The 22420-nt window shown below is 58.9% G+C and carries 22 protein-coding genes; 10 read left to right on the plus strand and 12 right to left on the minus strand.

Annotated elements, in window-relative coordinates:
* Nucleotides 1-68: 68 nt before the first annotated feature.
* Both CFBP1590_RS26165 and CFBP1590_RS26170 read right to left on the minus strand, forming a co-directional pair.
* The gene (locus CFBP1590_RS26165) at nucleotides 69-998 is read right to left on the minus strand and encodes a restriction endonuclease (protein WP_145958193.1); all 930 of its coding nucleotides are present in this window, start codon (nucleotides 996-998) and stop codon (nucleotides 69-71) included.
* 324 nt (nucleotides 999-1322) lie between these two features.
* On the minus strand, nucleotides 1323-1553 hold the full coding sequence (locus tag CFBP1590_RS26170) for a hypothetical protein (RefSeq protein ID WP_088236243.1): 231 nt from the start codon (nucleotides 1551-1553) through the stop codon (nucleotides 1323-1325).
* Nucleotides 1554-2573: 1020 nt separating this feature from the next.
* On the opposite strand from CFBP1590_RS26170, the gene CFBP1590_RS26180 reads away from it, so the two are divergent.
* The 3 genes from CFBP1590_RS26180 to CFBP1590_RS26190 all read left to right on the plus strand — a co-directional run bounded on the left by CFBP1590_RS26180 (nucleotide 2574) and on the right by CFBP1590_RS26190 (nucleotide 4009).
* Nucleotides 2574-2837, plus strand: coding sequence for a CopG family ribbon-helix-helix protein (locus tag CFBP1590_RS26180; protein WP_088236245.1), 264 nt, complete (start codon nucleotides 2574-2576; stop codon nucleotides 2835-2837).
* Entirely contained in the window at nucleotides 2800-3090 is a 291-nt protein-coding gene (locus CFBP1590_RS26185; protein WP_088236246.1) for a type II toxin-antitoxin system RelE/ParE family toxin, read from the plus strand. Before CFBP1590_RS26180 ends, CFBP1590_RS26185 begins: the two co-directional genes overlap by 38 nt.
* Before the next feature lie 193 nt (nucleotides 3091-3283).
* Complete coding sequence (locus CFBP1590_RS26190; protein ID WP_163001713.1) at nucleotides 3284-4009, plus strand: hypothetical protein; 726 nt, start codon at nucleotides 3284-3286, stop codon at nucleotides 4007-4009.
* Nucleotides 4010-4225: 216 nt separating this feature from the next.
* Here the strand turns inward: CFBP1590_RS26190 and CFBP1590_RS26195 are convergent, their stop codons facing one another.
* Complete coding sequence (locus tag CFBP1590_RS26195) at nucleotides 4226-4789, minus strand: GNAT family N-acetyltransferase (protein WP_088236248.1); 564 nt, start codon at nucleotides 4787-4789, stop codon at nucleotides 4226-4228.
* Nucleotides 4790-4914: 125 nt separating this feature from the next.
* On the opposite strand from CFBP1590_RS26195, the gene CFBP1590_RS26200 reads away from it, so the two are divergent.
* Entirely contained in the window at nucleotides 4915-5451 is a 537-nt protein-coding gene (locus CFBP1590_RS26200) for a hypothetical protein (RefSeq protein ID WP_088236249.1), read from the plus strand.
* Nucleotides 5452-5459: 8 nt separating this feature from the next.
* Here CFBP1590_RS26200 and CFBP1590_RS26205 read toward each other — a convergent pair whose 3' ends face one another.
* From CFBP1590_RS26205 to CFBP1590_RS26235, 7 genes are all read right to left on the minus strand, one after another.
* Nucleotides 5460-6419: a quinone oxidoreductase family protein gene (locus tag CFBP1590_RS26205; protein ID WP_088236250.1), complete on the minus strand. Its 960-nt coding sequence runs from the start codon at nucleotides 6417-6419 to the stop codon at nucleotides 5460-5462.
* Between the two features lie 35 nt (nucleotides 6420-6454).
* Nucleotides 6455-6628: a DUF1427 family protein gene (locus CFBP1590_RS26210; protein ID WP_004883022.1), complete on the minus strand. Its 174-nt coding sequence runs from the start codon at nucleotides 6626-6628 to the stop codon at nucleotides 6455-6457.
* A gap of 449 nt (nucleotides 6629-7077) precedes the next feature.
* Nucleotides 7078-7866 carry an AraC family transcriptional regulator gene (locus CFBP1590_RS26215; protein ID WP_088236251.1) on the minus strand — a complete coding sequence of 263 codons (789 nt, stop codon included), beginning with the start codon at nucleotides 7864-7866 and terminating at the stop codon, nucleotides 7078-7080.
* A gap of 137 nt (nucleotides 7867-8003) precedes the next feature.
* Complete coding sequence (locus tag CFBP1590_RS26220; protein ID WP_004883019.1) at nucleotides 8004-9284, minus strand: OprD family porin; 1281 nt, start codon at nucleotides 9282-9284, stop codon at nucleotides 8004-8006.
* Nucleotides 9285-9500: 216 nt separating this feature from the next.
* On the minus strand, nucleotides 9501-9707 hold the full coding sequence (locus tag CFBP1590_RS26225; protein ID WP_029242383.1) for a hypothetical protein: 207 nt from the start codon (nucleotides 9705-9707) through the stop codon (nucleotides 9501-9503).
* Nucleotides 9708-9918: 211 nt separating this feature from the next.
* A complete protein-coding gene (gene aguA / locus CFBP1590_RS26230; RefSeq protein ID WP_088236252.1) occupies nucleotides 9919-11025 on the minus strand; it encodes an agmatine deiminase in 1107 nt (368 codons plus the stop codon).
* A gap of 326 nt (nucleotides 11026-11351) precedes the next feature.
* Nucleotides 11352-14264 (minus strand): aminotransferase, encoded by a 2913-nt coding sequence (locus tag CFBP1590_RS26235; RefSeq protein WP_088236253.1) that lies wholly within the window; start codon nucleotides 14262-14264, stop codon nucleotides 11352-11354.
* Between the two features lie 244 nt (nucleotides 14265-14508).
* Between CFBP1590_RS26235 and rfbB the strand changes: the two genes are divergently transcribed.
* The 6 genes from rfbB to CFBP1590_RS26270 all read left to right on the plus strand — a co-directional run bounded on the left by rfbB (nucleotide 14509) and on the right by CFBP1590_RS26270 (nucleotide 20893).
* Entirely contained in the window at nucleotides 14509-15591 is a 1083-nt protein-coding gene (rfbB, locus tag CFBP1590_RS26240; RefSeq protein WP_029242380.1) for a dTDP-glucose 4,6-dehydratase, read from the plus strand.
* Nucleotides 15588-16463 carry a glucose-1-phosphate thymidylyltransferase RfbA gene (rfbA, locus tag CFBP1590_RS26245; RefSeq protein WP_088236254.1) on the plus strand — a complete coding sequence of 292 codons (876 nt, stop codon included), beginning with the start codon at nucleotides 15588-15590 and terminating at the stop codon, nucleotides 16461-16463. The genes rfbB and rfbA overlap by 4 nt, the downstream gene beginning before the upstream one ends.
* Nucleotides 16460-17005 carry a dTDP-4-dehydrorhamnose 3,5-epimerase gene (rfbC, locus tag CFBP1590_RS26250; protein ID WP_004883011.1) on the plus strand — a complete coding sequence of 182 codons (546 nt, stop codon included), beginning with the start codon at nucleotides 16460-16462 and terminating at the stop codon, nucleotides 17003-17005. The genes rfbA and rfbC overlap by 4 nt, the downstream gene beginning before the upstream one ends.
* Before the next feature lie 219 nt (nucleotides 17006-17224).
* Nucleotides 17225-19039 (plus strand): sensor histidine kinase, encoded by a 1815-nt coding sequence (locus tag CFBP1590_RS26260; RefSeq protein WP_088236256.1) that lies wholly within the window; start codon nucleotides 17225-17227, stop codon nucleotides 19037-19039.
* Complete coding sequence (locus CFBP1590_RS26265; RefSeq protein ID WP_088236257.1) at nucleotides 19036-20421, plus strand: sigma-54-dependent transcriptional regulator; 1386 nt, start codon at nucleotides 19036-19038, stop codon at nucleotides 20419-20421. The genes CFBP1590_RS26260 and CFBP1590_RS26265 overlap by 4 nt, the downstream gene beginning before the upstream one ends.
* On the plus strand, nucleotides 20408-20893 hold the full coding sequence (locus CFBP1590_RS26270; protein ID WP_088236258.1) for a thioesterase domain-containing protein: 486 nt from the start codon (nucleotides 20408-20410) through the stop codon (nucleotides 20891-20893). The genes CFBP1590_RS26265 and CFBP1590_RS26270 overlap by 14 nt, the downstream gene beginning before the upstream one ends.
* Before the next feature lie 83 nt (nucleotides 20894-20976).
* Here the strand turns inward: CFBP1590_RS26270 and cysQ are convergent, their stop codons facing one another.
* Together cysQ and nudE are read right to left on the minus strand one after the other, a co-directional pair.
* Nucleotides 20977-21819 carry a 3'(2'),5'-bisphosphate nucleotidase CysQ gene (cysQ, locus tag CFBP1590_RS26275; RefSeq protein ID WP_025996597.1) on the minus strand — a complete coding sequence of 281 codons (843 nt, stop codon included), beginning with the start codon at nucleotides 21817-21819 and terminating at the stop codon, nucleotides 20977-20979.
* Complete coding sequence (nudE, locus tag CFBP1590_RS26280; protein ID WP_088236259.1) at nucleotides 21816-22382, minus strand: ADP compounds hydrolase NudE; 567 nt, start codon at nucleotides 22380-22382, stop codon at nucleotides 21816-21818. Before nudE ends, cysQ begins: the two co-directional genes overlap by 4 nt.
* Between the last annotated feature and the right edge of the window lie 38 nt (nucleotides 22383-22420).

Raw genomic sequence — 22420 nt, forward strand, 5'->3', positions numbered from 1 at the left:
CTGCGGACCCGGATTCGATTTCACCGAACGCCATAACTAGGTGATTTATTTATCCCTTCGACAACAAATTAATAACCGTACAATATTTGCCGCGTGGTAAATTCGTTATTGCTATCGTCCAACCAAATGTCTGGACCAGATACTTCCTTTGGAAGAATCAAGGCGTTCGCTCGAGGCAGGCTCTTAAGTAGCTCAAGCAATCTTTCACCATCGAAAAGTTCAAGCTCTAACCTAGCATTTACACTATGCTTTAGTTTATCCGGAATCTCTAAAGCTTTTTTACTGTACCTTGTCGCAGTAGTCACGAAAATTCCCTTAGAAATATTCTCAATGGCTAATGCTCCTAAAAAGTTTCTAATCTCCGCCACCCCTTCCACTTCTCGATTTATTCTTCGCTTCACCTGGACCGCCGATAGTATTTTTCCACCCTTGTGGCAAACATGCAAATCTATCCCCCCATCCTGAGTATGTGTATTGGCTGTTGCACTTACCACGTCACAACCTAGATGCTCTTTTAAAAGACTTCCCACAAGTAACTCTGCTGCTGACGCAGAAATCAGCTTGCGATCACTCCACTTTCTGGTCAGATGAAAAACCAGATCATCAATAGCAACCTTGCTGCTCGATATATCTATTTTTTCTATCCCTGGGCAATAATCATCGGGACTTCGCGAGTTTATACCAGACGGATAAATCACTCCTCGCTCGTTTGACCACCACCAACCACACCTAGAGCAAGAGAATAAATTCTTGCACATCAAAATAAAAGATGATCCGGGTTTAGATTTTATTATCTCATCAAACTCCACTATGTCGCCCCGACTCATCTCCTTTGGCTCTCGATAATGCTTTAGCTCACCTCGGCAAATATGACACACTTCGTCACTAAACTCAGACTTCACCACCAATCCTGATCGTTTATATTCAGCAACATCCATACTATGATCAAATTCGAGAAGATGTCTAAATGCTATTCGCTCTGCATAACCAATGCTCAACTTTAACCCCTAAAAACCAATAAGTTTTATACTAAAAGACGGTAGCATGAAATCACACTTCGCAAATAAAACGGGACAGATTAGTGCTACGCGGCACAGACCACGATGATCAAAAATAGCCGACTAATTAGTTCGCTTAATATCATGACCTGCCTCCGATCTTCGCCAAGAGAAGCGTGAAATTATATCGAATAGCTGGCACGCATTTAGTCAATATTAAAAAACAATAAAAGCACATATCTTTGAGTTTCAGCATGGTTCCGTCCAAAAAAACCACTTAAAGTGGTAACGATTTACCCGCTACCACCTCACAAGTGATACAAGTCAATATTTACGAGAAAAATTTGATTTAACCACGCTTGAAATATAGCTATTGAGTCCGCGGCCAGCCACAGCAAGTCGCTGTAATTCAGCAACCATTACTGGTCCGGGACGATTGGAATCATATACATAGGTTCTATAGGTTCCTGAGGCGAACTCTACGGATATCGACCCTTGTGCCAGTTCATATGCCACCACATTTGACTGACCACTGAGATTTTTGTAACGATCCATGTGTCTCACCTCCTGAAACTGGCAAGTCGCCAGCACACATACTTTAGACATCAATTGACTCCCAGCCAAGTCGAAAGTCCATTACCTTAAGAAGCACGTGTAAATTGCGAGCTTCGCCAACACCGAGTAGATACAAAAAAGGTAGCGGGAGCTCAAAATCAGCAACTCTATGATGTAGTACAAGCCTCCGGTTCGATTCCACTGAACGCCATAACTAGCTGATTTGTTTATAGTTACTAGTTGGGGTACGCCGAATTTTCCACCGAAATCCAGACGCCCGAAAAACCTGGCCTTACCGAAACAGACCGTTCGTCTGGTGCCGCACCATACGCAATACCGAAGAAGGCTCACCGAAAGGTGGGCCTTTTTTGTTTTCGGGGTTTGGAAGCTCGCACTGCAGCGACAGGACAGATTACGAGCCCAATCTGAGCGCTCACAGAATGCGTCGGAGCGCGATATCAAAAGAGTGGCACTTCTGCCCGCTGACTGGCTATTTTCCCTCCGATTTTGGCGAGCGCTTTTGCTCGCCGTCACAAGGACGAGTAGAGCTGATGACCATTGCACAACACGAACTGAAAGACATGAATCAGATGCTGGAAAGCGGCGTCAACATCTCTCAGATCGCAATCAAATACCCAAGCTATGACTATTGGGAATCTACGGAAGCGTTAAGGATTACAGCCTACTCGGTAAGAAGCGGATCATTACCAATCGTCTTAATACCCTTCGGGACAGCACCACCAAGGCGGAACGCTCGGACTTGATTGACGAAATCGACACGCTGATCACCGAGATGTACAACCTGACTAAAAGCAATGGAAAAAACTGATGGAGATCAGCGAGGTTCTAAACCGTTGATTTCACGAAGGGTTGTGGATTACTTTCGAAGTGTTCTTGGGCGTAGAACACCGGTCTTAAACCGCGCCCCTAAAACGGGTTGTCACGCCCGCGGGTAACCAGATAGAGTCTACACACCAAACACATGTCTACATCGTATACAACCTCATCAGGAGTGTTCCCATGGCCTCGCCTGTCCTGTCTTTCCGTGTGGAAGCAGAACTGATCAATCAGCTCGATCAGCTCGCCGAAGCAACCGATCGGGATCGTCAGTATCATCTCAAGCGCGCTTTGGCGCGTTACGTGGAATCAGAATCCTGGCATTTTCAAGCGGTAGCTGAAGGCGTTGCGGATGCAGAAGCAGGCAACCTGGTCGATTTGGATGCCGTGAAGGCTAAGTGGGTAGCTCGTGCTGAAAATCGCATTAACCAGCAAGGCGGAAAGTGATCTCTACGGTATTTACGAGCATTACGAACCGTTGTTGGGCGCTGAGGCTTCTGAAGGCGTCGTCTTTCACATTATCAGTGCGATAGAGATGCTGGGGACCTTCCCACAGCTGGGGAAAGCTTCAGATCTGCCCGACTGCAGGGAATTGATAATTTCGAAATATCCCTATAGGGCGGTCTACTCGCTGATAGACAAGACGATCCGAATTTATCGAATTCTGCATCAACGCATTGAACGGGCCGAGGATTGGTAAGCTCGGCCCCTGCTAACCCAGGCAAGCATGCGCTTCTGGAAAGCCCGTAAGGCGCTTGTCTAGAGGAGGATAAGGCCCAAAACGAGCCTCATACTCTGTAACACCCCCGATACACCGCCCGTCACCCCCCTCTAAAGCTCCACCCCTACCCCGTCGATACCCTGTGGACAAACACAATCATGGATCGATGAATATGCTTACCTCCCTAAATCCATCCGCTATCCCATCTATCGTCGCCAAGCTCACCCCCTCAGACGTCAAGCTCACGCCACAGCCCATGAGCGATGCCGCGAGAGAAGCGTTGCTGAATGCCAAGCCGATCGTGGTTCCGCCTCCCGTGGTAGTACCGCCGACAACCACCGGCCCCATCGTAGTGATCGACACGGTTATAGGGCCTGAGCAGTCGCCGGACTTTCCTCGATTGGCGGAATTGAATAAATCCATCACGGCGCAGATGAAGGGCTCGTTCGAGGACTTCAAGGCAGGTTTGGCGTACCTGTATCCGGATCTGGCTGACAAGAAGTTCGGCTTCACGGTGCAGGAAGATGGCAGCCTCAAGGCCATCAACAGTTCCGGGCAGTTAAGTGACTCCGATATGGAGCGTTTGAATTCGCTGTTGAATGCGTCCAGTGATCTGAAGTCAGCGGCGGTGGCTTATCGCGATTCGGCCATTGATATGGTGAATGCGGATTCCGCTTTTTCGGGCAGCTACCTCGGCATGTACAACCTGACCAAGGAAAACTTCGCCAATACGCTGGATCTGGGAGCGTTGTTGATCCCCAAGACCTCGACACCGTCCAAGGAGCAGTTTGACGGGATGTTCTTCAATCAGATGGCCTCCAAGGCCGAGCGGGCGACGCCGGAAGTTCTGACGGCGAGAATGGAAGCGCGTTCGAAGGGGTTTGCAGCGACGGCGTGATGACTGATCAGGGTTTCCGATAGAAATAGCGGTGATCGAACTCGCTGATTTCATTAACTGGAAGCCGTGGCGGATGTAGAAGCGGTTTGAGTCGTTTTCCTTGAGAGCGCCGACTCAAACCGCTCAGATCATTGGAAGAACAAGCAGCTCGACTTCCGGGGTCACTTCCGGGGTCACTTCCGGGGCGACTTCCGGGGTGACTTCCGGGGTCAGCCCTCAATCAGCCATGCCACGGTCCATACGCCCCACCCACTCCTCCCGCGTCATCTCCCAGATCTCCTCCGGGAATCTGCCGCTCACGTAATCACTTTCCCCCGTCGACACCAGTCGCATGCCTTCCTTGATCGAAACCCGTCGTGATCCTCCGTTCGGTGCAGCCTTGGGAACCTGCATTACAGGTTGGCCGAGGGTTTCGAACCAGAACGCGTTGATCACCACGCAGGCCTCCTGCATGTAGCCGTTGCCTTGCCAGTCAGGGTGCAGCCAGAAGCCGCGGTTGTTGCCGGGAGTGGTCATCAGACTGATGCTGCCGATGATGTCGTTCGGCGCGGTGTGCAGGCGGATCATCCAGTGCCATTGGGTGCCTTGCTCACTGGCTGGCAGGGCGACGTCCTGGATGTAGCGCAGTGCGCCGTCTTCGGGATACGGCCAGGGCACGCGGTTGTTCAAGAATCGTACAATTTCCCACTGCGGGAAAAGCTGCTGCATGGCGGGTGCGTCGGCCAGCTGGAGAGCTGTCAGCAGCAGGCGCTCGGTTTGCAGGGTTGGGGTCGTGCTCATGACGAGGTCCTTGTCGTGTCGCCGGATTTACAGGATGAACGGTCCCCGTTCGGGCAATTTTGGTCGAACTGCTCAACTTGAATCAGGGTCTACCCAGCATCTTTAACATTCGGTATTAATTCACAGTGCCCAGAATTATCACAGACGAGACGCCCGAGCACGTCGTCGATGAGCAACAGGTCAAATTGTTCGGCTCGCCCAAGGAACGGCTGGATTTCTATCGGCGCGAGATTCATTACGAAACGACCAACCTGTCGAACCGCACCAACGCCTATTTGTCGGCGCAATCGTTTCTGGTGATTGCCTATGCGTCGTCGATGGCGAATGCTAATGCGGATTGGGGTGTGATGTTCACGCTGGTGGTGCCGCCAATGCTGGCGTTGCTGGGGCTGTTCTGCACGATTGCGGCGTGGCCGGGCATTCGGGCGGCGTGCGACATCATCATGCACTGGCATCGCAAGCAGGCGGGGTTGCTGCGCAGCGAGCCGGTCATCGGGCTGACCTATGACGACTCGCCGCTGTTCAGCGACTGGGAGTCCAGCGAAACCGGGCCGAAGAAATCACTGTTGTTCTCCAAGCGCACGCCTTGGCTGTTCAGTTTTTTCTGGCTGTTTCTGGGCAGTTTCGCGGTGTTCGTGCAGTTGCTTGCACTGGACAACTGATTACGGTTTCAAGGCACCAGAATGATCTTGTCCCCCCTGCCCTCGTTGACCTCGGCATAGCGCGCCACACCTTCACTCAAGGGCGATTCAACCAGATCGCCCGGTAGCACCAGCAGTCCCTGATCGAAGAACTGACCGAACTGATCCAGCATGGTGGCGCAGGTCGCGCAGTCGTAGAGCAGCGAGTTGATGCCGACCACCGATCCGCCTTTGCGATACAGCGCCAGCGCAGGCAGTTGCACATGGCCGTCAGCGGGCGCGGCAATGATTGCGATGCGCCCGAACGGCGCCAGGGCTGGGACGGCGGCGGGCAGCCAGAAGCCGGTGGTGTCAAAGATCACGTCGGCGCCACCTTTGAAGACTTCGTTGACCTGACTGCCGAGGCTCTCCGGGGTATCGAGCAACAGTCCGGCGAAACCATCGGCTTTCAGCGCCTGAAGTTGCTCGGGACGACGCACCGCACCCAACACCTGAGCACCGAGAATCTTGCCCAGCGCCATGGCGGCACTGCCGACCGCGCCATTGGCACCGATGACCAGCAGGCGTGTTCCGCTTTTTACCAGGCTGCGCTGCAGAGCATCCCAGGCGGTGGTGTACGGCACGCCAAGGCTCGCGGCCTGAACGAAGCTCAAGGCTTCGGGTTTGAGGGCGACGCCTGCGGCAGGCAGGGAGATGTATTCGGCGTGCGAACCGTCGCGAAAGAAACCCGGCTCTTTGCCGGTGCCCCAGACGGGCTGACCAATCAGCGCTTGCGGGCCTTCAATGACCACACCCGCAAAGTCGCGACCGGGAATGCGCGGCAGTGTGGTGTAGAGAAAGCGACCCAGCACGTTCTTCACGTCGCTGGGGTTGAGGCCGGCGGCTTTTACCTGGATCAGTACTTCGCCTTCGGCAGGCTTGGGTGTTGGCAGTTCAACGTATTGCAGGGCGGCGAGGTCGCCTGTTCGGGAGAATTGCAGGGCATTCATTGGGGAGGCCTTTTTTGAAAATGGAAGACTGAAGATCAGGAAACCCAGGAGGTCAGCAGGTGCTTGCCCATCGGCCAGGCCTGTTCACCCAGTTGCATGCCAAGCAGACCGACCAGCGCAATGGCAGGCGGTGCGGGCGAGCGGAAATCCAGTGCGCCGTACAACAGGCCGACGGCTGCGCCGATGGCGAGGGAAATGAGGTAACTCATGCAGAAGCTCCGAAGAGGTAAGCGATGAGCAGAGTGTATGGAAGGGCTGGAATGCGGATCGGCCAAGGGCTTCTGTTTATCGGCCAGATGTAGGCGTTATCGTGATATTGCTCTGCGTGGGCATGCCTCCCGTGACGCTCCGCGTCACAAATGGCACAGATTGCGGACTCAGTGAGCCGAGCACATAACGTGGGTAACGCTGGAGCTTGGCCACGCATCTGCGCCACGTTCAAGTGCGGACGCGGAGCGTCCTGAGCGGCATTCCCACGCGGAGCGTAGGAACGATAAGCGTGATCTCAAGCACGCCGATCTCAGCGTTATACCCGAGTCTTGCTGCGACCACGGACTGTGGGAGGCGGCTTGCCGGCGATGCGCTTTCCGAAGCGCCACATCAGTGACTGAACTGACGCCATCGCCGGCAAGCCGCCTCCCACGGGGTATGTATTCAGTCAGGCACTTTCGCGTTGATCGTTGCTGGCAACATACTGCGATGGCGCGACGCCCAGTTCGCGGCGGAACATGTCGCTGAAGCTGCTGGGTGAATAGCCGAGTGAGCGGGCGATGCGGCTGACGGGCACGCCCTGGATGACTTCGGCCACGGCAGTGGCCAACTGCACTTGCCTGCGCCATTCGGCGAACCCCATGCCGAGGGCGCTTTGAAACAGGCGCGATAGCGTCCTTACGCTGGCGCCGGCATTTTCGGCGTGCTGTTCGAACGGGATGTCCAGTGATGGCTCACTCATGACGGCCTGGCACAGGTTCATCAAGCGCCGGTCCGAACCGTCGGGCATGGGGATTTTCAGCAGCGAGCGGCGGGCGCGCTTGAGCTCCAACAAGCCCAGACTCACCAGCGCGTCGTAATATTCCTGCTCGCGATCCCGATCCAGCGCCACCAGATTGAGGATGACTTCGCGCAACAGGCCGCCGACTTCGAACACCTGGACGGTGCTTTCCAGCGTCTGGGCAATGGCCGGGCGCAGGTAGATATTGCGCATCTCCAGGTCCGACACCACGCGAATCCCGTGCTCGACGCCGGGCGGCAACCAGACCGCGCGTTGCGGCGGTACGACCAGCGCTTCCAGCGGCGTTTCGACCCACATCACGCCGGACATGGCGTACAGCACCTGCCCCCACACATGCTGGTGCGGCTCGATGAAGCGCCCACGCGGATAGGTACGCGACAGCGGCTGAACGGGAACGGCGATGTCGGAAAGATCGGGCGGTGCGGCAAGGGCCATGACAGTGATCGGCTCGGGGAAGTGAACGCATGGTAGCAAAGCCGTCAGCGCACGTTGAGCGGCCTGAGGTCAGCACAAACAAAAATGCCCCGGTCCGGAACCGAGGCATTTTGATGAAGCGCTAACCCGTCAAACGATCAGAAAACGTTGATCGGGTAATCCACAAAGATGCGGGTTTCGTTGCCTTCGCTGTTGTACGCCTGAGCATCGGCCGACACACGCAGGAACGAGTTACGCAGACGAATCGACAGGTCCTTGGCCGGGCCGCTCTGCACGACGTAGGTCAACTGGCTGAAGATTTCGCGTTCGGTACCGTTGCCGCTGCCTGCAGTGCCGTCGTCGATGTTGTCGCCACGCACGTAAGCAGCGCGGTAGCTCAGGCCCGGCGTGACCAGACCGGACAGATCGACGCCATAGGCAGCCTGCCACGAACGCTCGTCCTTGCCATTGAAGTCGGACCAGTAGGAGTTGGCCAGGTAGATGGTGTTACCGCCATCGCTGGTGCCGCCGTCGTTGCGATAGCCGCCGTACACATAGCCGATGTCGCCGCTGCTGCGCTGGTGAGCGAGGGTGAACGAGTGGATGCCCACCGCCCAGGTCGCCGCCAGGCTCCAGATCTTGTTGTCACGGTCGTCGCTGTTGGCGAAGTCCTTGTCCAGTTTGGTCTTGTAGCCGTTGAAGTCCAGGGTCAGCGACTGTTCCTGCGGCAGAGCGAACACGTAGTTCAGGTTCACGTACTGCTTCTTCAGGACGTCTTCGTCGTCGGACGCGTAGAAAGCGGCAGAGAATTCCTTGGTGAACTTGTAGCTGGCACCGTAGACGTTGATGCTTTTCAGGTCACCGCTGTCACGGCCTTCGGCGCTCTTGCGCGCCTGCTGGGTGAAACGACCCGCCACCACTTCAAGGCCATCGATCTCCTTGGAAGTGATCATGGTGCCGGTGTAGCTTTCCGGCAGCAGACGGGAGTTGTCGTAGCTCAGCACGGGCAGCTGAGGCATCTGGTCGCCGTACTTGATGACGGTGTTGGAGATGCGGGCCTTGACGGCCGCGCCAGCACGGGTCAGGTCATCGGCGGCGTCGCCCTGACCGTTGTCGCTTTTCTTGAAGAAGTCGATACCACCGGCACCGGCGCGACCTTTGCCGCCGTCCAGACGAATGCCATACAGGCCGAATGCGTCTACGCCGACACCGACAGTGCCCTGCGTAAAGCCTGACGTGAACACGCCCATGAATGCCTGGCCCCACTCGGCCTTGTCTTCACGGTCGTTCTTGTAGTCGCGATTGATGTAAGCGTTGCGCAGATTGACGGTCAGGCTGCTGTCTTCGACGAAACCCTTGGAGTCTGCCTGCCCTTGAGCCATGGCCTGGCCAGCGCTGATGATGCCCAGTGCGAGCATACCCATACGTGTGTTAAGCATCTGTCTTCCCTTTTTATACGAGTTGACACGCGCTGTGGCGACGGCGGAAGCCGTTCAGGACTCTCAGGTTCCAAACCTGACAGCCGCACGATGTCATCGCAGTGGACTACTGATGCACGTACATGGCGCAAAGCCACAAGCGGTGGGACGCGAATCCTAGTCCCAGGGCTTGAAGGGTGTCAAACACGCAGAGGGCCGAAACAGAGCAGTCGGCACTTAATCCTTCAGCACACCCAGCAACGCCTCCAGTTCGGCATCGTTGAATAAACCGGCCGGATAGCGCTGCAGCAACATGGCGCGTACATCCGGTCTTGGTTTTGCAGGCCTGGTCGTCCTTAACCAATCCGCCATCAACTGACGGGCCTCGTTACTGGAAGAAGCAGACAACCCACGAGCACGATGCTGGCTGATAACTGCGTTCATAGTGACAACCTCTTAATTCATGAGGGGCTAAATTTACGGACGCTGTGTGACAGTCACGCGAAGAAAACGAATCAGGCCTCCTGTTGATTAAAGATGAGATTCCGATAAACGCTACGAGGTATTTCGCAAAAAAAAGCCCATCGGACGATGGGCTTGAAGCAGCAAGAACAGGACCAGTTGGCCACTATCAGATGTTACTAATCATTACTGACTAGTCCTTGTTAGGGGCCGGTTGCTGCTGTGTCAGGCAGTGAATATTGCCGCCGCCCAGCAGCAATTCCCGACCTGGAACCATCACCACTTCGTGCTCTGGAAACAGTTGTTGCAGTATTTGCCGGGCTTTTTCGTCCATGGGATCGTCAAAACTCGGGGCGATGATGCCGCCGTTTACAATCAGGAAGTTCACGTAGGAACCGGCCAGGCGCACCGATGGATTGCGCTCCTGGCTACCATGCACCTGATCGACGCCCGCGCATTCTTCGTCCGTTGCGAACAATGGGCCCGGAATCGGCATTTTGTGCACGATAAACTCGCGACCCTGGGCGTCACGGGTGTTTTCCAAAATACTCAACGCGGCGTGGCAGCGTGGGTAGTTGGGGTCTTCGGGATCATCGGTCCAGGCCAGCAGGACTTCGCCCGGACGGATGTAGCAGCAGAAGTTATCCACATGCCCGTCGGTCTCGTCGTTGAACAGGCCGTCAGGCAGCCAGACGATCTTGTCCACGGCCAGGCTGTCGCTCAGTACGGTCTCGATCTGCTCGCGGGTCATATGAGGGTTACGGTTACGATTGAGCAGGCATTCCTCGGTGGTGATCAGCGTGCCTTCGCCATCGACGTGGATAGAACCGCCTTCCAGCACGAAACCTTCGGTCACGTAGCGCGGGCAGCGCTCGATTTCCATGATCTTGCTCGCCACTTGCGAGTCGAGGTTCCACGGCGCGTACAGACCGCCGTCAAAGCCGCCCCAGGCGTTGAAGTCCCAATCCACGCCACGCACTTCGCCACGGTTATTGATGACGAACGTGGGGCCGGTGTCGCGCACCCAGGCGTCGTTGTTGCTGATCTCCACGACGCGGATATTCGGCATGTCCAGGCGAGCACGGGCGTTGTCGTACTGCGCGGCGGAAACGGCAACGGTTACCGGTTCGAAACGTGCGATGGCCTTGGCAACTGCCACGTGTGCAGCCTGAGCAGGCTTACCACCCAGACGCCAGTTGTCCGGGCGCTCGGGCCAGACCATCCAGACCTGAGTCTGCGTGGCCCATTCGGCAGGCATGTGAAAGCCATCGGCGCGTGGCGTGCTGTTGAGTGTGGTCATGTCAGTCAGGACTCCAGTGGGAGGTCGAAGGTGTTGATCGTGACCTTAACAGACCGGCCATGACAATCTGGGCGACTTTATAGCGGATAAAAATCTGCATAAAAAGGGCTAATTGTATTTATTTAGTATTTTATCGCTTAATTTGTCGATATTAATCTGTATTTTGTATCAGCCGATCCATTGTGACGCGGAGCATGGGCATGCAGCCGTGTCGAGGCAAACGCTGATCGTTCCCACGCTCCAGCGTGGTAACGCCTCTCAGGACGCTCCGCGTCCGCTCTCGAATGCGACGCACAGTCATGGGCTCGATCATTCTGGCCCTCAGCTCACTCAAGCTCGCGCAGTACCTTCGACACCATGTCCACGAAGAAGTCGGCGCTCTGGCGGGTGGTGCACATCGGCGGTTTGATCTTGAGGATGTTCAGGTAGTCGCCAGTCGGCTGCATGAAGATGCCCAGCTCGCGCAGGCGTTCGCAAAGTTGTGCGGTTTCTTCGGTCGCGGGTTCGAGGGTCTGGCGGTCACGCACAAACTCCACGCCCAGATAAAACCCCATGCCATGCACCGCCCCCACCAGCGGATGATGATCGGCCAAGGTCTGCAGACGCGCCTTGAAGTGATCCCCGATGACCCGGGCGTTTTCCCAGAGCTGTTCTTCTTCCATCACATCCAGCACGGCCATGCCGATCCGACAGCTGACCGGGCTGCCACCTGAAGACGAGAAGAAATAACCCTCGGCCTCCAGCGCCTCGGCGATCTCACGGCGAGTGATGACAGCGCCCAGTGGATGGCCGTTGCCCATGCCCTTGGCCATGCTGATGATGTCCGGCACCACACCCTGCTCTTCGAAGCCCCAGAAGTAATGGCCCAGACGCCCGTAACCCACTTGCACTTCGTCGGCGATGCACACGCCGCCCGCAGCACGAACCTTGTGATAGACCTGTTGCAGGTAACCCGGCGGCAGGGAAATACCGCCTGCGTTGCCATACACCGGCTCGCAGATGAAACCCGCCACCTGGCGCTGCTGCCCGGCCAGTTTTTCCAGCACCTGATCGACGCTGCGCACGTACTCGGGCGCACTGTCAGGACCGCGATACGGCCCGCGATAAACGTTGGGCGCCGTCACCGGATGCACCCAGTCTGGCCGGGTGCTGAGCGCCTGAGGGTTGTCGGCAATCGAGGTGGAAATCGCATCGGTCGCCACCGACCAGCCGTGATAGGCCTCCAGCACGCTGAGCATGTCGCGCCCGCCGCTGTAGGCCCACGCCAGCCGGATCGCCAGATCATTGGCTTCAGTGCCGCTGTTGACCAGAAACACTCGGTCCATGCCCTCCGGCGCCAGCTCGAGCAGGCGCTCGGAAAACTCGGCGATGGCCGCGTAGTGAAAGCGTGAGTTGGTATTGAGCAGCGACCACTGACGACTCGCCTCGTGAGCCATGCGCGGATGACCATGGCCCAGCACGGCCACGTTGTTGAGCATGTCCAGATAGGAGCGGCCATGCATGTCGATCAGGTGGTTGCGCCAGCCGCGCTCGATCTGCGGCGGTGCGTGGTAATAGTGCTTTTGCGAGCGGGCGAAACTGGCGTCACGTCGCGCCAGCAGATGCGCAGGGTCTTCCAGCGCCGGTGCATCGCAATCGAAGCCCAGCAGCGCAGCAGGAGACGGACAGAACGTGCGCCAGGCACCGGCCCATGAGGCTGTGGTGAATAACGGCGGGCTGAGATCTGACACGGTACACAGTTGCAGCAGCAGTGAGCCTGCGCCGTGCCCGATCAGGTCACCCGTGCTCACCGCCCCCTGCACAGTCAGATCAGGCATGACGCCCCACAGACGCAGGTTTACACCCTCGCCTGCCAGCATCACAGCGCCATCGGCCATCAATCGGAGTGCGCCCGCGAAAGGTGCGTGCAGCGGCGTTTCGGCCGGCATATGAAGCTCGACGTGCAGGGCAAACGTCTCAGGCTCTCTGGCGCTGTCGGGCATCGTGCGCGACAGGCGATATTCACCAAAACGACTGGCAGCCAGACCCGTGTGCTCGGCGGCTTCGCTGAGCAGGTATTCATCGATACCGCTCTGCTCCCAATTGCCCGCGACGAAGTGCTCGCTCAGGACACCCAGATCGACCAGCGCCGGCTTCACGCCTGCCAGCGTCGGCAGCAACGGCGCGTACGCAGGTTGCTCGAAAGGTGCAGGGTTCAAGCCCACCGCCTGCAGAATTGCCGCCTCCATCAGAACCATGGGCACTGAAGTCGCAACGTCGAAGATGTTCCACTCGCCTTCAAGGTTGGCCTGGATATACGCATTGCCCGGCTCGACGCTGGCCTGCTGCTCGCTGCTGAGCACCAGCACCGCCGAGCGGGCGACGATCAGCGGCCACAGCGCCTGCAACTCTTCGGTCTTGAGCGGATTGATGGCGTGGTAGGCCTGAATGGCCGGGAGGATAGACAGCGGATCGCCTTCGGCATGGTGCAGCAGCGCCGCGCAGGTGACCGACAGATCCGCCACCCGCCAGGTGGTCAGCAGATCGCCGAAATCGATCAACCCTTGCATCTGCCATTGCCGCTGGGCGTCGCGCAGCCAGACCACGTTGTGCTCCGTGATATCCAGATGCACGGCCTGAATGGGCAGCGCCGGGATCAACGGCAGCAGCCGTCGATGCGCCTGCTCGCCCGCCTCGATCAGACAGGCGCGGGCGTCAGCGCTCTCGATCACCGGCAACAGGTGCTTGATCAGTGCATAAGCATGGCGCGGGTCCCATTGCAGAATGCGCTCAAGGCCCGGATGTTCGAAGTCGGCCAGCGCCCGGTCGACCTTTGCACACAGCTCGCCAAGCCCGACCACGACGTCACGTCCCAGATGCGCGACATGCCCCAGTGACTGCCCGTCGATGAACTCCAGAAGGCGTACGTGCACCGGCTGGCCATCGATTTCGAGGGAGAGCAGTTGTTCGGTGTCATTGGCGCGGATCACGCCAGGAACGCTTAGCCCACCGTGCCCGGCAAGATGTTTGAGCGCGCCGTGCTGGGCGTCCAGCTCTTGGATCGAGTAGGCGCCGTGACAGATTTTCAGCACATAGCGCCGCTTTTCGGTCTCCAGCAAAAAATTGCGGTCCTGCTGGCTGCCCAGGGTTTTCAGCGTGCCACTGAGCCCATAGTGTTGCTGGAGCAGTTGCAGGGCCTGCTCGGCACTCACCTCCGGACAAGGCAGGCTGGAACGACGGATAAGCGTGGCGAGCGGCATGTGGACCTCTGTTTTTATTCGCTGGAACGGCAGAGCGCTTTATTTTCGGTGCAGCAACTATAAGGGGATTGGCCCGCCGTACCCAATCACGTTCGGGAATAAAAAGACGACGTCGGTTTCGTGTCGTATTCAGCAACAGGAATTGATTTATTTAATGCCCCGAGAGCCGATTAATGCCCGATCCTGTAGGTCGTATTCGGGCAGCTATGCTGCTTTACACTTCACCCACACCAAAGGTCAGTTCATGCGAATTCTTGTTACAGGAGGTGCAGGTTTCATCGGTTCGGCATTGATTCGACACCTGATCCAGAACACCGATCACGACGTGCTGAACTTCGACAAGTTGACCTACGCGGGCAACCTGGAATCGTTGCACCCTATCGCAACCAATACCCGTTATGAATTCGTCCAGGCCGACATCTGCGATCAGGCGGCCGTCAGCGCCGTACTCTCACGTTTCGAGCCGCAGGCGATCATGCACCTGGCGGCCGAGTCCCACGTCGACCGCTCCATCGATGGTCCGGCCGAGTTCATCCAGACCAACATCGTCGGCACCTACAGCCTGCTGGAAGCCACACGCGCCTATTGGCTGAAATTGCCCGAGGCCGAGCGCCAGGCGTTTCGCTTTCATCACATTTCGACCGACGAAGTGTACGGCGACCTGCACGGCGTCGATGACCTGTTCACCGAGACCACGCCCTACGCGCCCAGCTCGCCGTATTCGGCCAGCAAGGCGGCGTCCGACCATCTGGTCCGCGCCTGGCATCGCACCTACGGCCTGCCGGTGGTGCTCACCAACTGCTCGAACAATTACGGGCCATATCACTTTCCCGAAAAGCTGATTCCGCTGGTGATCCTCAACGCTCTCGCGGGCAAGCCGCTACCGGTCTATGGCAACGGCCTGCAAGTGCGTGACTGGCTCTATGTGGAAGACCATGCCCGCGCACTGCTCAAGGTCGTGACCGACGGCGTGATCGGCGAGACCTACAACATCGGCGGCCATAACGAGCAGAAGAACATCGATGTGGTGCGCGGCATCTGCACGTTGTTGGATGAACTGGCGCCGCAGAAACCGGCGGGCGTGCAGCAGTACAGCGAGCTGATCACCTACGTGGTCGATCGCCCGGGTCATGACCTGCGCTATGCAATCGACGCCGGCAAGATTGAAAGGGAGCTGGGCTGGACACCCGAAGAAACCTTCGAGTCCGGGCTGCGCAAGACCGTGCAATGGTATCTCGATAACCTGGACTGGTGCCGCAGGGTTCAGGATGGCAGTTATCAAGGAGAGCGACTGGGCTTCACTGACCACAAGGACCTGATTGCATGACCAAAGGCATCGTTCTGGCCGGGGGCTCCGGCACCCGCCTGCACCCCATCACGCTTGGCCTGTCCAAGCAGTTGCTGCCGATCTACGACAAACCCATGATCTATTACCCGCTGTCGGTGCTGATGCTGGCCGGTATCCGGGAAATCCTGATCATCTCCACGCCGGAGGATTTGCCGCAGTACCGCAAGCTGTTGGGGGATGGCAGCCAGTTCGGTGTGCAATTCAATTACGCCGAGCAGCCGAAACCGGACGGTCTGGCGCAAGCCTTTCTGATTGGTGAGCAATTCATCGGCGACGATTCGGTGTGCCTGATCCTGGGCGACAACATTTTCCACGGTCAGCATTTCAGCGTGCAGTTGCAGCAGGCTGCGGCCCAGAAGACCGGCGCGACGGTATTCGGTTACTGGGTCAAGGACCCTGAGCGTTTCGGCGTGATCGACTTCGACGTGACTGGCCGCGCACTGTCCATCGAAGAGAAGCCCAGGGCGCCCAAATCCAGCTACGCCGTGACCGGGCTGTATTTCTACGACAACGAGGTGATCCGGATTGCCAGAGACGTCAAGCCGTCGGCCCGTGGCGAGCTGGAAATCACCGACGTCAACAACGCCTATCTGCAACGCGGCGACCTGCGTGTAGAGCGCTTCGGACGTGGCTTCGCGTGGCTCGATACAGGCACTCATGATAGTCTTCTCGACGCCTCGGCCTACGTACAGACCATCGAACACCGACAGGGCCTGAAAGTTGCCTGCCTTGAGGAAATCGCCTATCAGAATGAATGGATCGACCGTGACCATTTGCTCAGGCGTGCCGACTACTTCGGCAAAACCGGTTACGGTCAGTATCTATTCAAGATCGCAGGGGAAACCACGTGAATGTAATTGCAACAAAGCTGCCCGATGTCCTGATTCTGGAACCCAAGGTGTTCGGCGACGAACGCGGCTTTTTCTATGAAAGCTTCAATGCCAAGGCGTTCAGTGAAGCCACCGGCCTGGACAGGCAGTTCGTGCAGGACAATCACTCCCGCTCGCAGAAAGGCGTACTGCGCGGCCTGCACTACCAGATCGACAATGCCCAGGGAAAACTGGTGCGCGTCACCGCAGGCAAGGTTCTTGACGTTGCAGTGGATATTCGTCGCAGCTCGCCGACCTTCGGTCAGTGGGTAGCCGTTGAGCTGTCTGCCGAGAACGCCCGTCAGCTGTGGGTGCCGGAAGGCTTCGCACACGGCTTCGTGGTACTGAGCGACTACGCCGAGTTTCTGTACAAGACCACCGACTACTACACGCCGTCGGCAGAGCGTTGCATCAGCTGGAACGACCCGGACCTGGCCATCGACTGGCAGCTCGACGCAGCACCGCAGTTGTCGGCGAAGGATCAACAGGGCAAAAGCCTGAAAGAAGCCGAACTGTTCGCCTGACCGTTCCGGCAGCGGCGGTTTGTCCGGGTGCCTGACGCGGTCATGGCGGGCATAATAGGCCTTTGATGCCCACGTCAGGATCGACCGGGTTTTCCATTGCCCGCAGGGACATCATCGCGAGGCGCCGCAGTCGCTGCCAGGGGTTGAACCTCTGTTCGACGCCAGCGGCGGCATCCGCGATAGCCGCTGCAGGCACCGCCAACCACTCGGCGATTGCCAATGACCATAACCTCTGCCCTGCCTCCCCGCCCTCGCTGGCGCAGCCTCGCCCTGCTGGCCATCTGTCTGGCACCGCTGTTGTGGCCACTGGAACACCTCGCCGAGCGCTATTACCGCAACGAGCTGGCCAATCAGAACCGCCAGACGCTGGACCTGTACGTCGCCAACCTGCTCGGCACGCTGCATCGTTACGAAACCCTGCCACAGATCCTCGGTGACCTGCCCGCCTTGCGCGCGGTTCTGACATCTCCGGGCGACAGCACCGCACAGGGCAACGCCAACCGCCTGCTCAGGGACATCTCGCAACAGACCGGCGCGGACGTCATGTACCTGATGGACGCCAAGGGCCTGACGCTGGCGGCATCCAACTCGGATCAACGCGACAGCTTCATCGGTCGCAACTTCTCGTTTCGTCCGTACTTCACCGATGCACTGGCGGGCAGAACAGGCCGGTTTTTCGGCCTGGGCACGACCTCGGTCAAACGCGGTTACTTCTTCGCCGGTCCCGTGCACGATGGCGAACGGGTGATCGGCGTGCTGGTGGTCAAGGTCGATCTGGACCACACCGAAACGCTCTGGGGCAAGACACCCGAGCAACTGTTGCTGACCGACCAGAACGGCGTGGTCATTCTGACTTCCAACCCGGAATGGCGCTTTCGGGCGACGCGGGACCTGACTGACGACGAGAAAAAAGCCATCGTTGCGATCCAGCCCTATCCGACCCGTGACCCGCGTCCGCTCAAGATCGATGACCACGCGTGGCTGACCCAGAGCCAGGCCATCACCGAGACCGGCTGGAACGTAAACATCCTCGCGCCCCGTGCGCTGATCGACCGGCCCGTACGCACCGTGCAGGCCATCGGCGGCGCGGCGTTGCTGGTCCTGATGCTGTTGCTGGGGCTGATGATGCAGCGTCGGCGTCACTATCTGGACCGCATCGCCTTCGAGGCCAAGGCCCGGCGGGAACTGGAAATGCGCGTCATCGAACGCACCAGCGATCTTGAAGGCCTGAACAGCCGGCTGCGTCAGGAAGTGCTGGAGCGTGAACAGGCGCAGCAGGAGCTGGTGCGGGCTCAGGACGAACTGGTGCAGACCGGCAAGCTGTCGGCACTGGGCACCATGTCGGCCAGCATCAGCCATGAACTCAACCAGCCGCTGGCCGCCATTCGCAGCTATGCGGAGAACGCCGAAGTGTTGCTCGATCATCAGCGCACCGAGGAGGCACGCGGCAATCTGAAGCTGATCAGCGAACTGACCGGGCGCATGGCCTCGATCATCGCCCACCTGCGCGCCTTTGCCCGGCGCGACCGGCATGCGCCGGAAAGCGTGGCGCTGCAACCGGCACTGGACGACGCGCTGGCGTTGCTGACCAAACGTCGGCGTGCCATGGAAGTCGAGTTGATCCGTGACGTGCCCGACGCGACACTGTGGGTACAGGCGGGCGAAACCCGCCTGCGCCAGGTGCTCGGCAACCTGCTGGCCAACGCGCTGGATGCACTCACTGAAAAGGGACCGCCACGCAAACTGTGGATCAGTGCCGAGCAGACCCGCGAAGGCGTCAATCTGTACATTCGCGACAACGGGCCGGGCTTTTCCCAAGAGGCGCTGACACGGGCACGCGAGCCATTCTTCACCACCAAGACCCGCACTCAGGGCCTTGGGCTGGGGCTGGCGATCTGTGACACCCTGATGCGTGCGCTGGACGGCGAACTGCTGTTCGCCAATCACTCGAGCGGCGGCGCACTGTTGACCCTGCGCCTGCGTGCCGGCGCTTCCGGCGCCAACCTTCAACCGCCAGAGGACCTATCTGCATGAGTTCGGACACAGCCATCGACAGCCAGATTCAGGTGGTGCTGATCGACGACGACTCCCACCTGCGTCAGGCACTGCGCCAGACCCTGGATCTGGCGGGCCTGAACGTTCTGCCTCTGTCCGAAGCCGACGGGCTGGCCGAGCGCATCGGTCGCGACTGGCCGGGCGTGGTGGTCAGCGACATCCGCATGCAGGGCATGGACGGACTGGAGTTGCTGGTGCAACTGCATGAACAGGATCCGGACCTGCCGGTGCTGCTGATCACCGGGCACGGCGATGTACCGCTGGCGGTGAAAGCCATGCGCGCCGGAGCTTACGACTTTTTGGAAAAACCGTTCGCCAGCGATGCCATGCTCGACAGCGTCCGCCGTGCCCTGGCCTTGCGCCGGCTGGTACTGGATAACCGCAGCCTGCGTCTGGCCCTGAGTGATCGCCAACAGCTGAGCACGCGTCTGGTCGGTCAGTCGGCGCCCATGCTGCGTCTGCGCGAACAGATCGGTGCGCTGGCAGGCACTCGCGCCGATGTGCTGATTCTGGGCGAAACCGGTGCGGGCAAGGAAGTGGTTGCGCGGGCGCTGCACGACCTGTCCAACCGTCGAAACGGTCCGTTCGTGGCAATCAACGCAGGAGCGCTGGCCGAGTCGGTGGTGGAAAGCGAGTTGTTCGGCCACGAGCCGGGCGCCTTTACCGGCGCGCAGAAACGCCGCATCGGCAAGTTCGAATTCGCCAATGGCGGCACGCTGTTTCTCGATGAAATCGAAAGCATGAGTCTGGATGTTCAGGTCAAGCTGCTGCGGCTGCTGCAGGAGCGTGTGGTCGAGCGCATGGGCAGCAATCAGCAGATCCCGCTGGACATCCGCATCATCGCCGCCACCAAGGAAGACCTGCGTCAGGCGGCGGATCAGGGGCGTTTCCGTGCCGACCTGTATTACCGGCTGAACGTCGCCTCGCTGCGCATTCCGCCGTTGCGCGAGCGGGGTGAAGACGCGCTGATGCTGTTCGAGCACTACGCCGATGCGGCCAGCATGCGTCACGGCATTCCCACGCAGGAACTCAAGCCGGGCCAGCGTGCCCTGCTGCTGCGTCACAGTTGGCCCGGTAACGTTCGGGAGCTGCAAAACGCTGCGGAACGCTTTGCGCTGGGGCTTGAACTGGAGCTGGAAGGCAATGCGATGCCGGACGCGCCGCCCGTCAGTGGCGGCTTGAGTGAGCAGGTGGAAAGTTTCGAACGTGCGCTGATTGCCGCCGAACTGGCCCGCCCGCACAGCTCGGTGCGCAGCCTGGCCGAAGCGCTGGGCGTGCCGCGCAAGACCCTGCATGACAAGCTGCGCAAGCACGGTCTGAATTTTGGCGACAGCAGCGGAGCGTCCGATGAAACCGACTGAGCCACAGGCACCGCTGTCCGGCAACGCAGCGGCGGAACTTGAGCAGGTGCTGCACCACGACATCCCGCTGACCCGCGAAATGGGCATCCGCGTCATCGACTGGCAAAACCATCGACTGCGCCTGCACCTGCCGCTGGCACCCAACGTCAACCACAAGAGCACGCTGTTCGGCGGCAGCCTGTATTGCGGCGCGGTGCTGGCAGGATGGGGTTGGCTCCATCTGCGCCTGCGTGAAGCAGGGATCGACGACGGGCACATCGTGATTCAGGACGGGCAGATCAGCTATCCGCTGCCGGTCCGCGCAGACGCCATTGCCGTGTGCGATGCGCCGGATGTGGCGCAGTGGGACAGGTTCATCACCACCTACCAGCGTCGCGGCCGCGCACGTCTGGAGCTGCCGACCCGCATTCATGCGCAGGACAGCGATGAACCGGCAGTGAAGTTTACCGGGCAGTTTGTGTTGCATCGATGAGCGGACGCGGAGCGTCCTGAGCGGCATTCCCACGCGGAGCGTGAGGAACGATCATCACATGCCACGGGCATGCAGCAGTCAGTTCAAGACTGCGCCAGCACCAGCAATTTCTCGCGCCATTCGGCTTTGGCGGGCAGCGCAAGGAAAAACGGGTTGAGCAGCGACTCGCGGGCAGGATAAGAGAAGCGCTGGCCGTCGAGTTGCAGGACTTCACCGCCGGCGCCTTCGAGAACACCCTGCGCCGCAGCGGTGTCCCACTGCGAGGTCGGGGCCAGACGCGGGTAGCAGTCGGCAGCGCCTTCGGCCAGCAGGCAAAACTTCAACGAACTGCCGATGTTGGTCAACTGCAGCGGACCGAGGCCTGCTGCCAGACCTGCCAGCAAATGCTCCTGCTCGGGGCTTGAGTGTCTGCGGCTGGCGACGACAGTGAACGCTTGCCCGCTGTGCAGTTCGTGACGCACCTGAATCGGCGCGCAATGACCGGGTGAGTCACTGCGCCACGCGCCCAGTTCTGCGCCTCCGAAATAGCAGCGGTCATTGGTCGGCATGGACACCACGCCAAACACCACGCGACCGTGCTCGATCAGCGCGACGTTGACCGTGAACTCCTCGCTGCCGGAAATGAACTCCTTGGTGCCGTCCAGCGGATCGACCAGCCACCAGCGCTCCCAGGTCGCACGCTCGCTGAGCGGGATGTCGGCGTCTTCCTCGGACAGCACATGAATCGTCGGATCCAGCGCCAGCAGGCCCTCGACCAGCACCTGATGGGCCGCCAGATCAGCCGCCGTCACCGGCGAATCATCGGCCTTGGAGGTCACGCTGACGTTCGCGCGCCAGAACGGCAGAATGGCCTCGCCCGCCAGACGCGCAAGGTCGATGACGGGAGCGAGCAGCGGATGCGGCAGGTTGTCGAGCGAGTCGGTCATGATTGGAACAGTCCACGTTGGGTCAACAGGTCACGGGTGAGGTACAACGCAGCCAAGGCGCGCCCTTCGCTGAACTGCGCATTCTGGGCCAGACTCGCCAGCTCCCTGAGATTGATCTTGTCCACACGGATCGGCTCAGGCTCGTCACCTTCCAGCCGCTCTTCGTACAGATCGGTCGCCAGCACGACCTGGATTTTCTGGTTCATGTAGCCGGGCGACAGCGACAGCTCAGTCAGGTGCTCCAGTTGGCGCGCGCCAAAACCGGCCTCTTCCTTGAGTTCACGGTTGGCCGCGGCAAGGATGTCTTCGCCCGGCTCGATCAATCCTTTTGGCAGCGACAGCTCGTACTCGTCGGTGCCGCCGCAATATTCTTCGATGAGAATCGCGTGGTCGGCATCGAGCATCGCCACGATCATCACCGCGCCATAGCCTGTGCCTCTGCCCACCAGACGCTCATACGTACGCTCGACCCCGTTGGCGAAGCGCAACTGCAACTCCTCCACGCGGAACAGACGACTGCTGGCGACGATAGCGCGGGCGAGAACGGTTGGTTTCTGACGCATGACAGGCTCCTTCACATGGACGGGGTACTATAACGCGG

This window comes from Pseudomonas viridiflava, from assembly GCF_900184295.1.
GTDB classification, from domain to species: Bacteria; Pseudomonadota; Gammaproteobacteria; order Pseudomonadales; family Pseudomonadaceae; genus Aquipseudomonas; species Aquipseudomonas viridiflava.

Coding starts and splice junctions, on each gene's coding strand:
- cysQ (WP_025996597.1), bottom strand. CDS start 21,819: ATGACCGACTCGCTCGACAACCTGCCGCATCCGCTGCTCGCTCCCGTC.
- CFBP1590_RS26225 (WP_029242383.1), bottom strand. CDS start 9,707: ATGAACGCAGTTATCAGCCAGCATCGTGCTCGTGGGTTGTCTGCTTCT.
- CFBP1590_RS26190 (WP_163001713.1), top strand. CDS start 3,284: ATGCTTACCTCCCTAAATCCATCCGCTATCCCATCTATCGTCGCCAAG.
- CFBP1590_RS26215 (WP_088236251.1), bottom strand. CDS start 7,866: ATGGCCCTTGCCGCACCGCCCGATCTTTCCGACATCGCCGTTCCCGTT.
- CFBP1590_RS26170 (WP_088236243.1), bottom strand. CDS start 1,553: ATGGATCGTTACAAAAATCTCAGTGGTCAGTCAAATGTGGTGGCATAT.
- nudE (WP_088236259.1), bottom strand. CDS start 22,382: ATGCGTCAGAAACCAACCGTTCTCGCCCGCGCTATCGTCGCCAGCAGT.
- CFBP1590_RS26235 (WP_088236253.1), bottom strand. CDS start 14,264: ATGCCGCTCGCCACGCTTATCCGTCGTTCCAGCCTGCCTTGTCCGGAG.
- CFBP1590_RS26205 (WP_088236250.1), bottom strand. CDS start 6,419: ATGAATGCCCTGCAATTCTCCCGAACAGGCGACCTCGCCGCCCTGCAA.
- aguA (WP_088236252.1), bottom strand. CDS start 11,025: ATGACCACACTCAACAGCACGCCACGCGCCGATGGCTTTCACATGCCT.
- CFBP1590_RS26195 (WP_088236248.1), bottom strand. CDS start 4,789: ATGAGCACGACCCCAACCCTGCAAACCGAGCGCCTGCTGCTGACAGCT.
- CFBP1590_RS26270 (WP_088236258.1), top strand. CDS start 20,408: ATGAAACCGACTGAGCCACAGGCACCGCTGTCCGGCAACGCAGCGGCG.
- rfbA (WP_088236254.1), top strand. CDS start 15,588: ATGACCAAAGGCATCGTTCTGGCCGGGGGCTCCGGCACCCGCCTGCAC.
- CFBP1590_RS26260 (WP_088236256.1), top strand. CDS start 17,225: ATGACCATAACCTCTGCCCTGCCTCCCCGCCCTCGCTGGCGCAGCCTC.
- rfbB (WP_029242380.1), top strand. CDS start 14,509: ATGCGAATTCTTGTTACAGGAGGTGCAGGTTTCATCGGTTCGGCATTG.
- CFBP1590_RS26180 (WP_088236245.1), top strand. CDS start 2,574: ATGGCCTCGCCTGTCCTGTCTTTCCGTGTGGAAGCAGAACTGATCAAT.
- CFBP1590_RS26220 (WP_004883019.1), bottom strand. CDS start 9,284: ATGCTTAACACACGTATGGGTATGCTCGCACTGGGCATCATCAGCGCT.
- CFBP1590_RS26265 (WP_088236257.1), top strand. CDS start 19,036: ATGAGTTCGGACACAGCCATCGACAGCCAGATTCAGGTGGTGCTGATC.
- CFBP1590_RS26210 (WP_004883022.1), bottom strand. CDS start 6,628: ATGAGTTACCTCATTTCCCTCGCCATCGGCGCAGCCGTCGGCCTGTTG.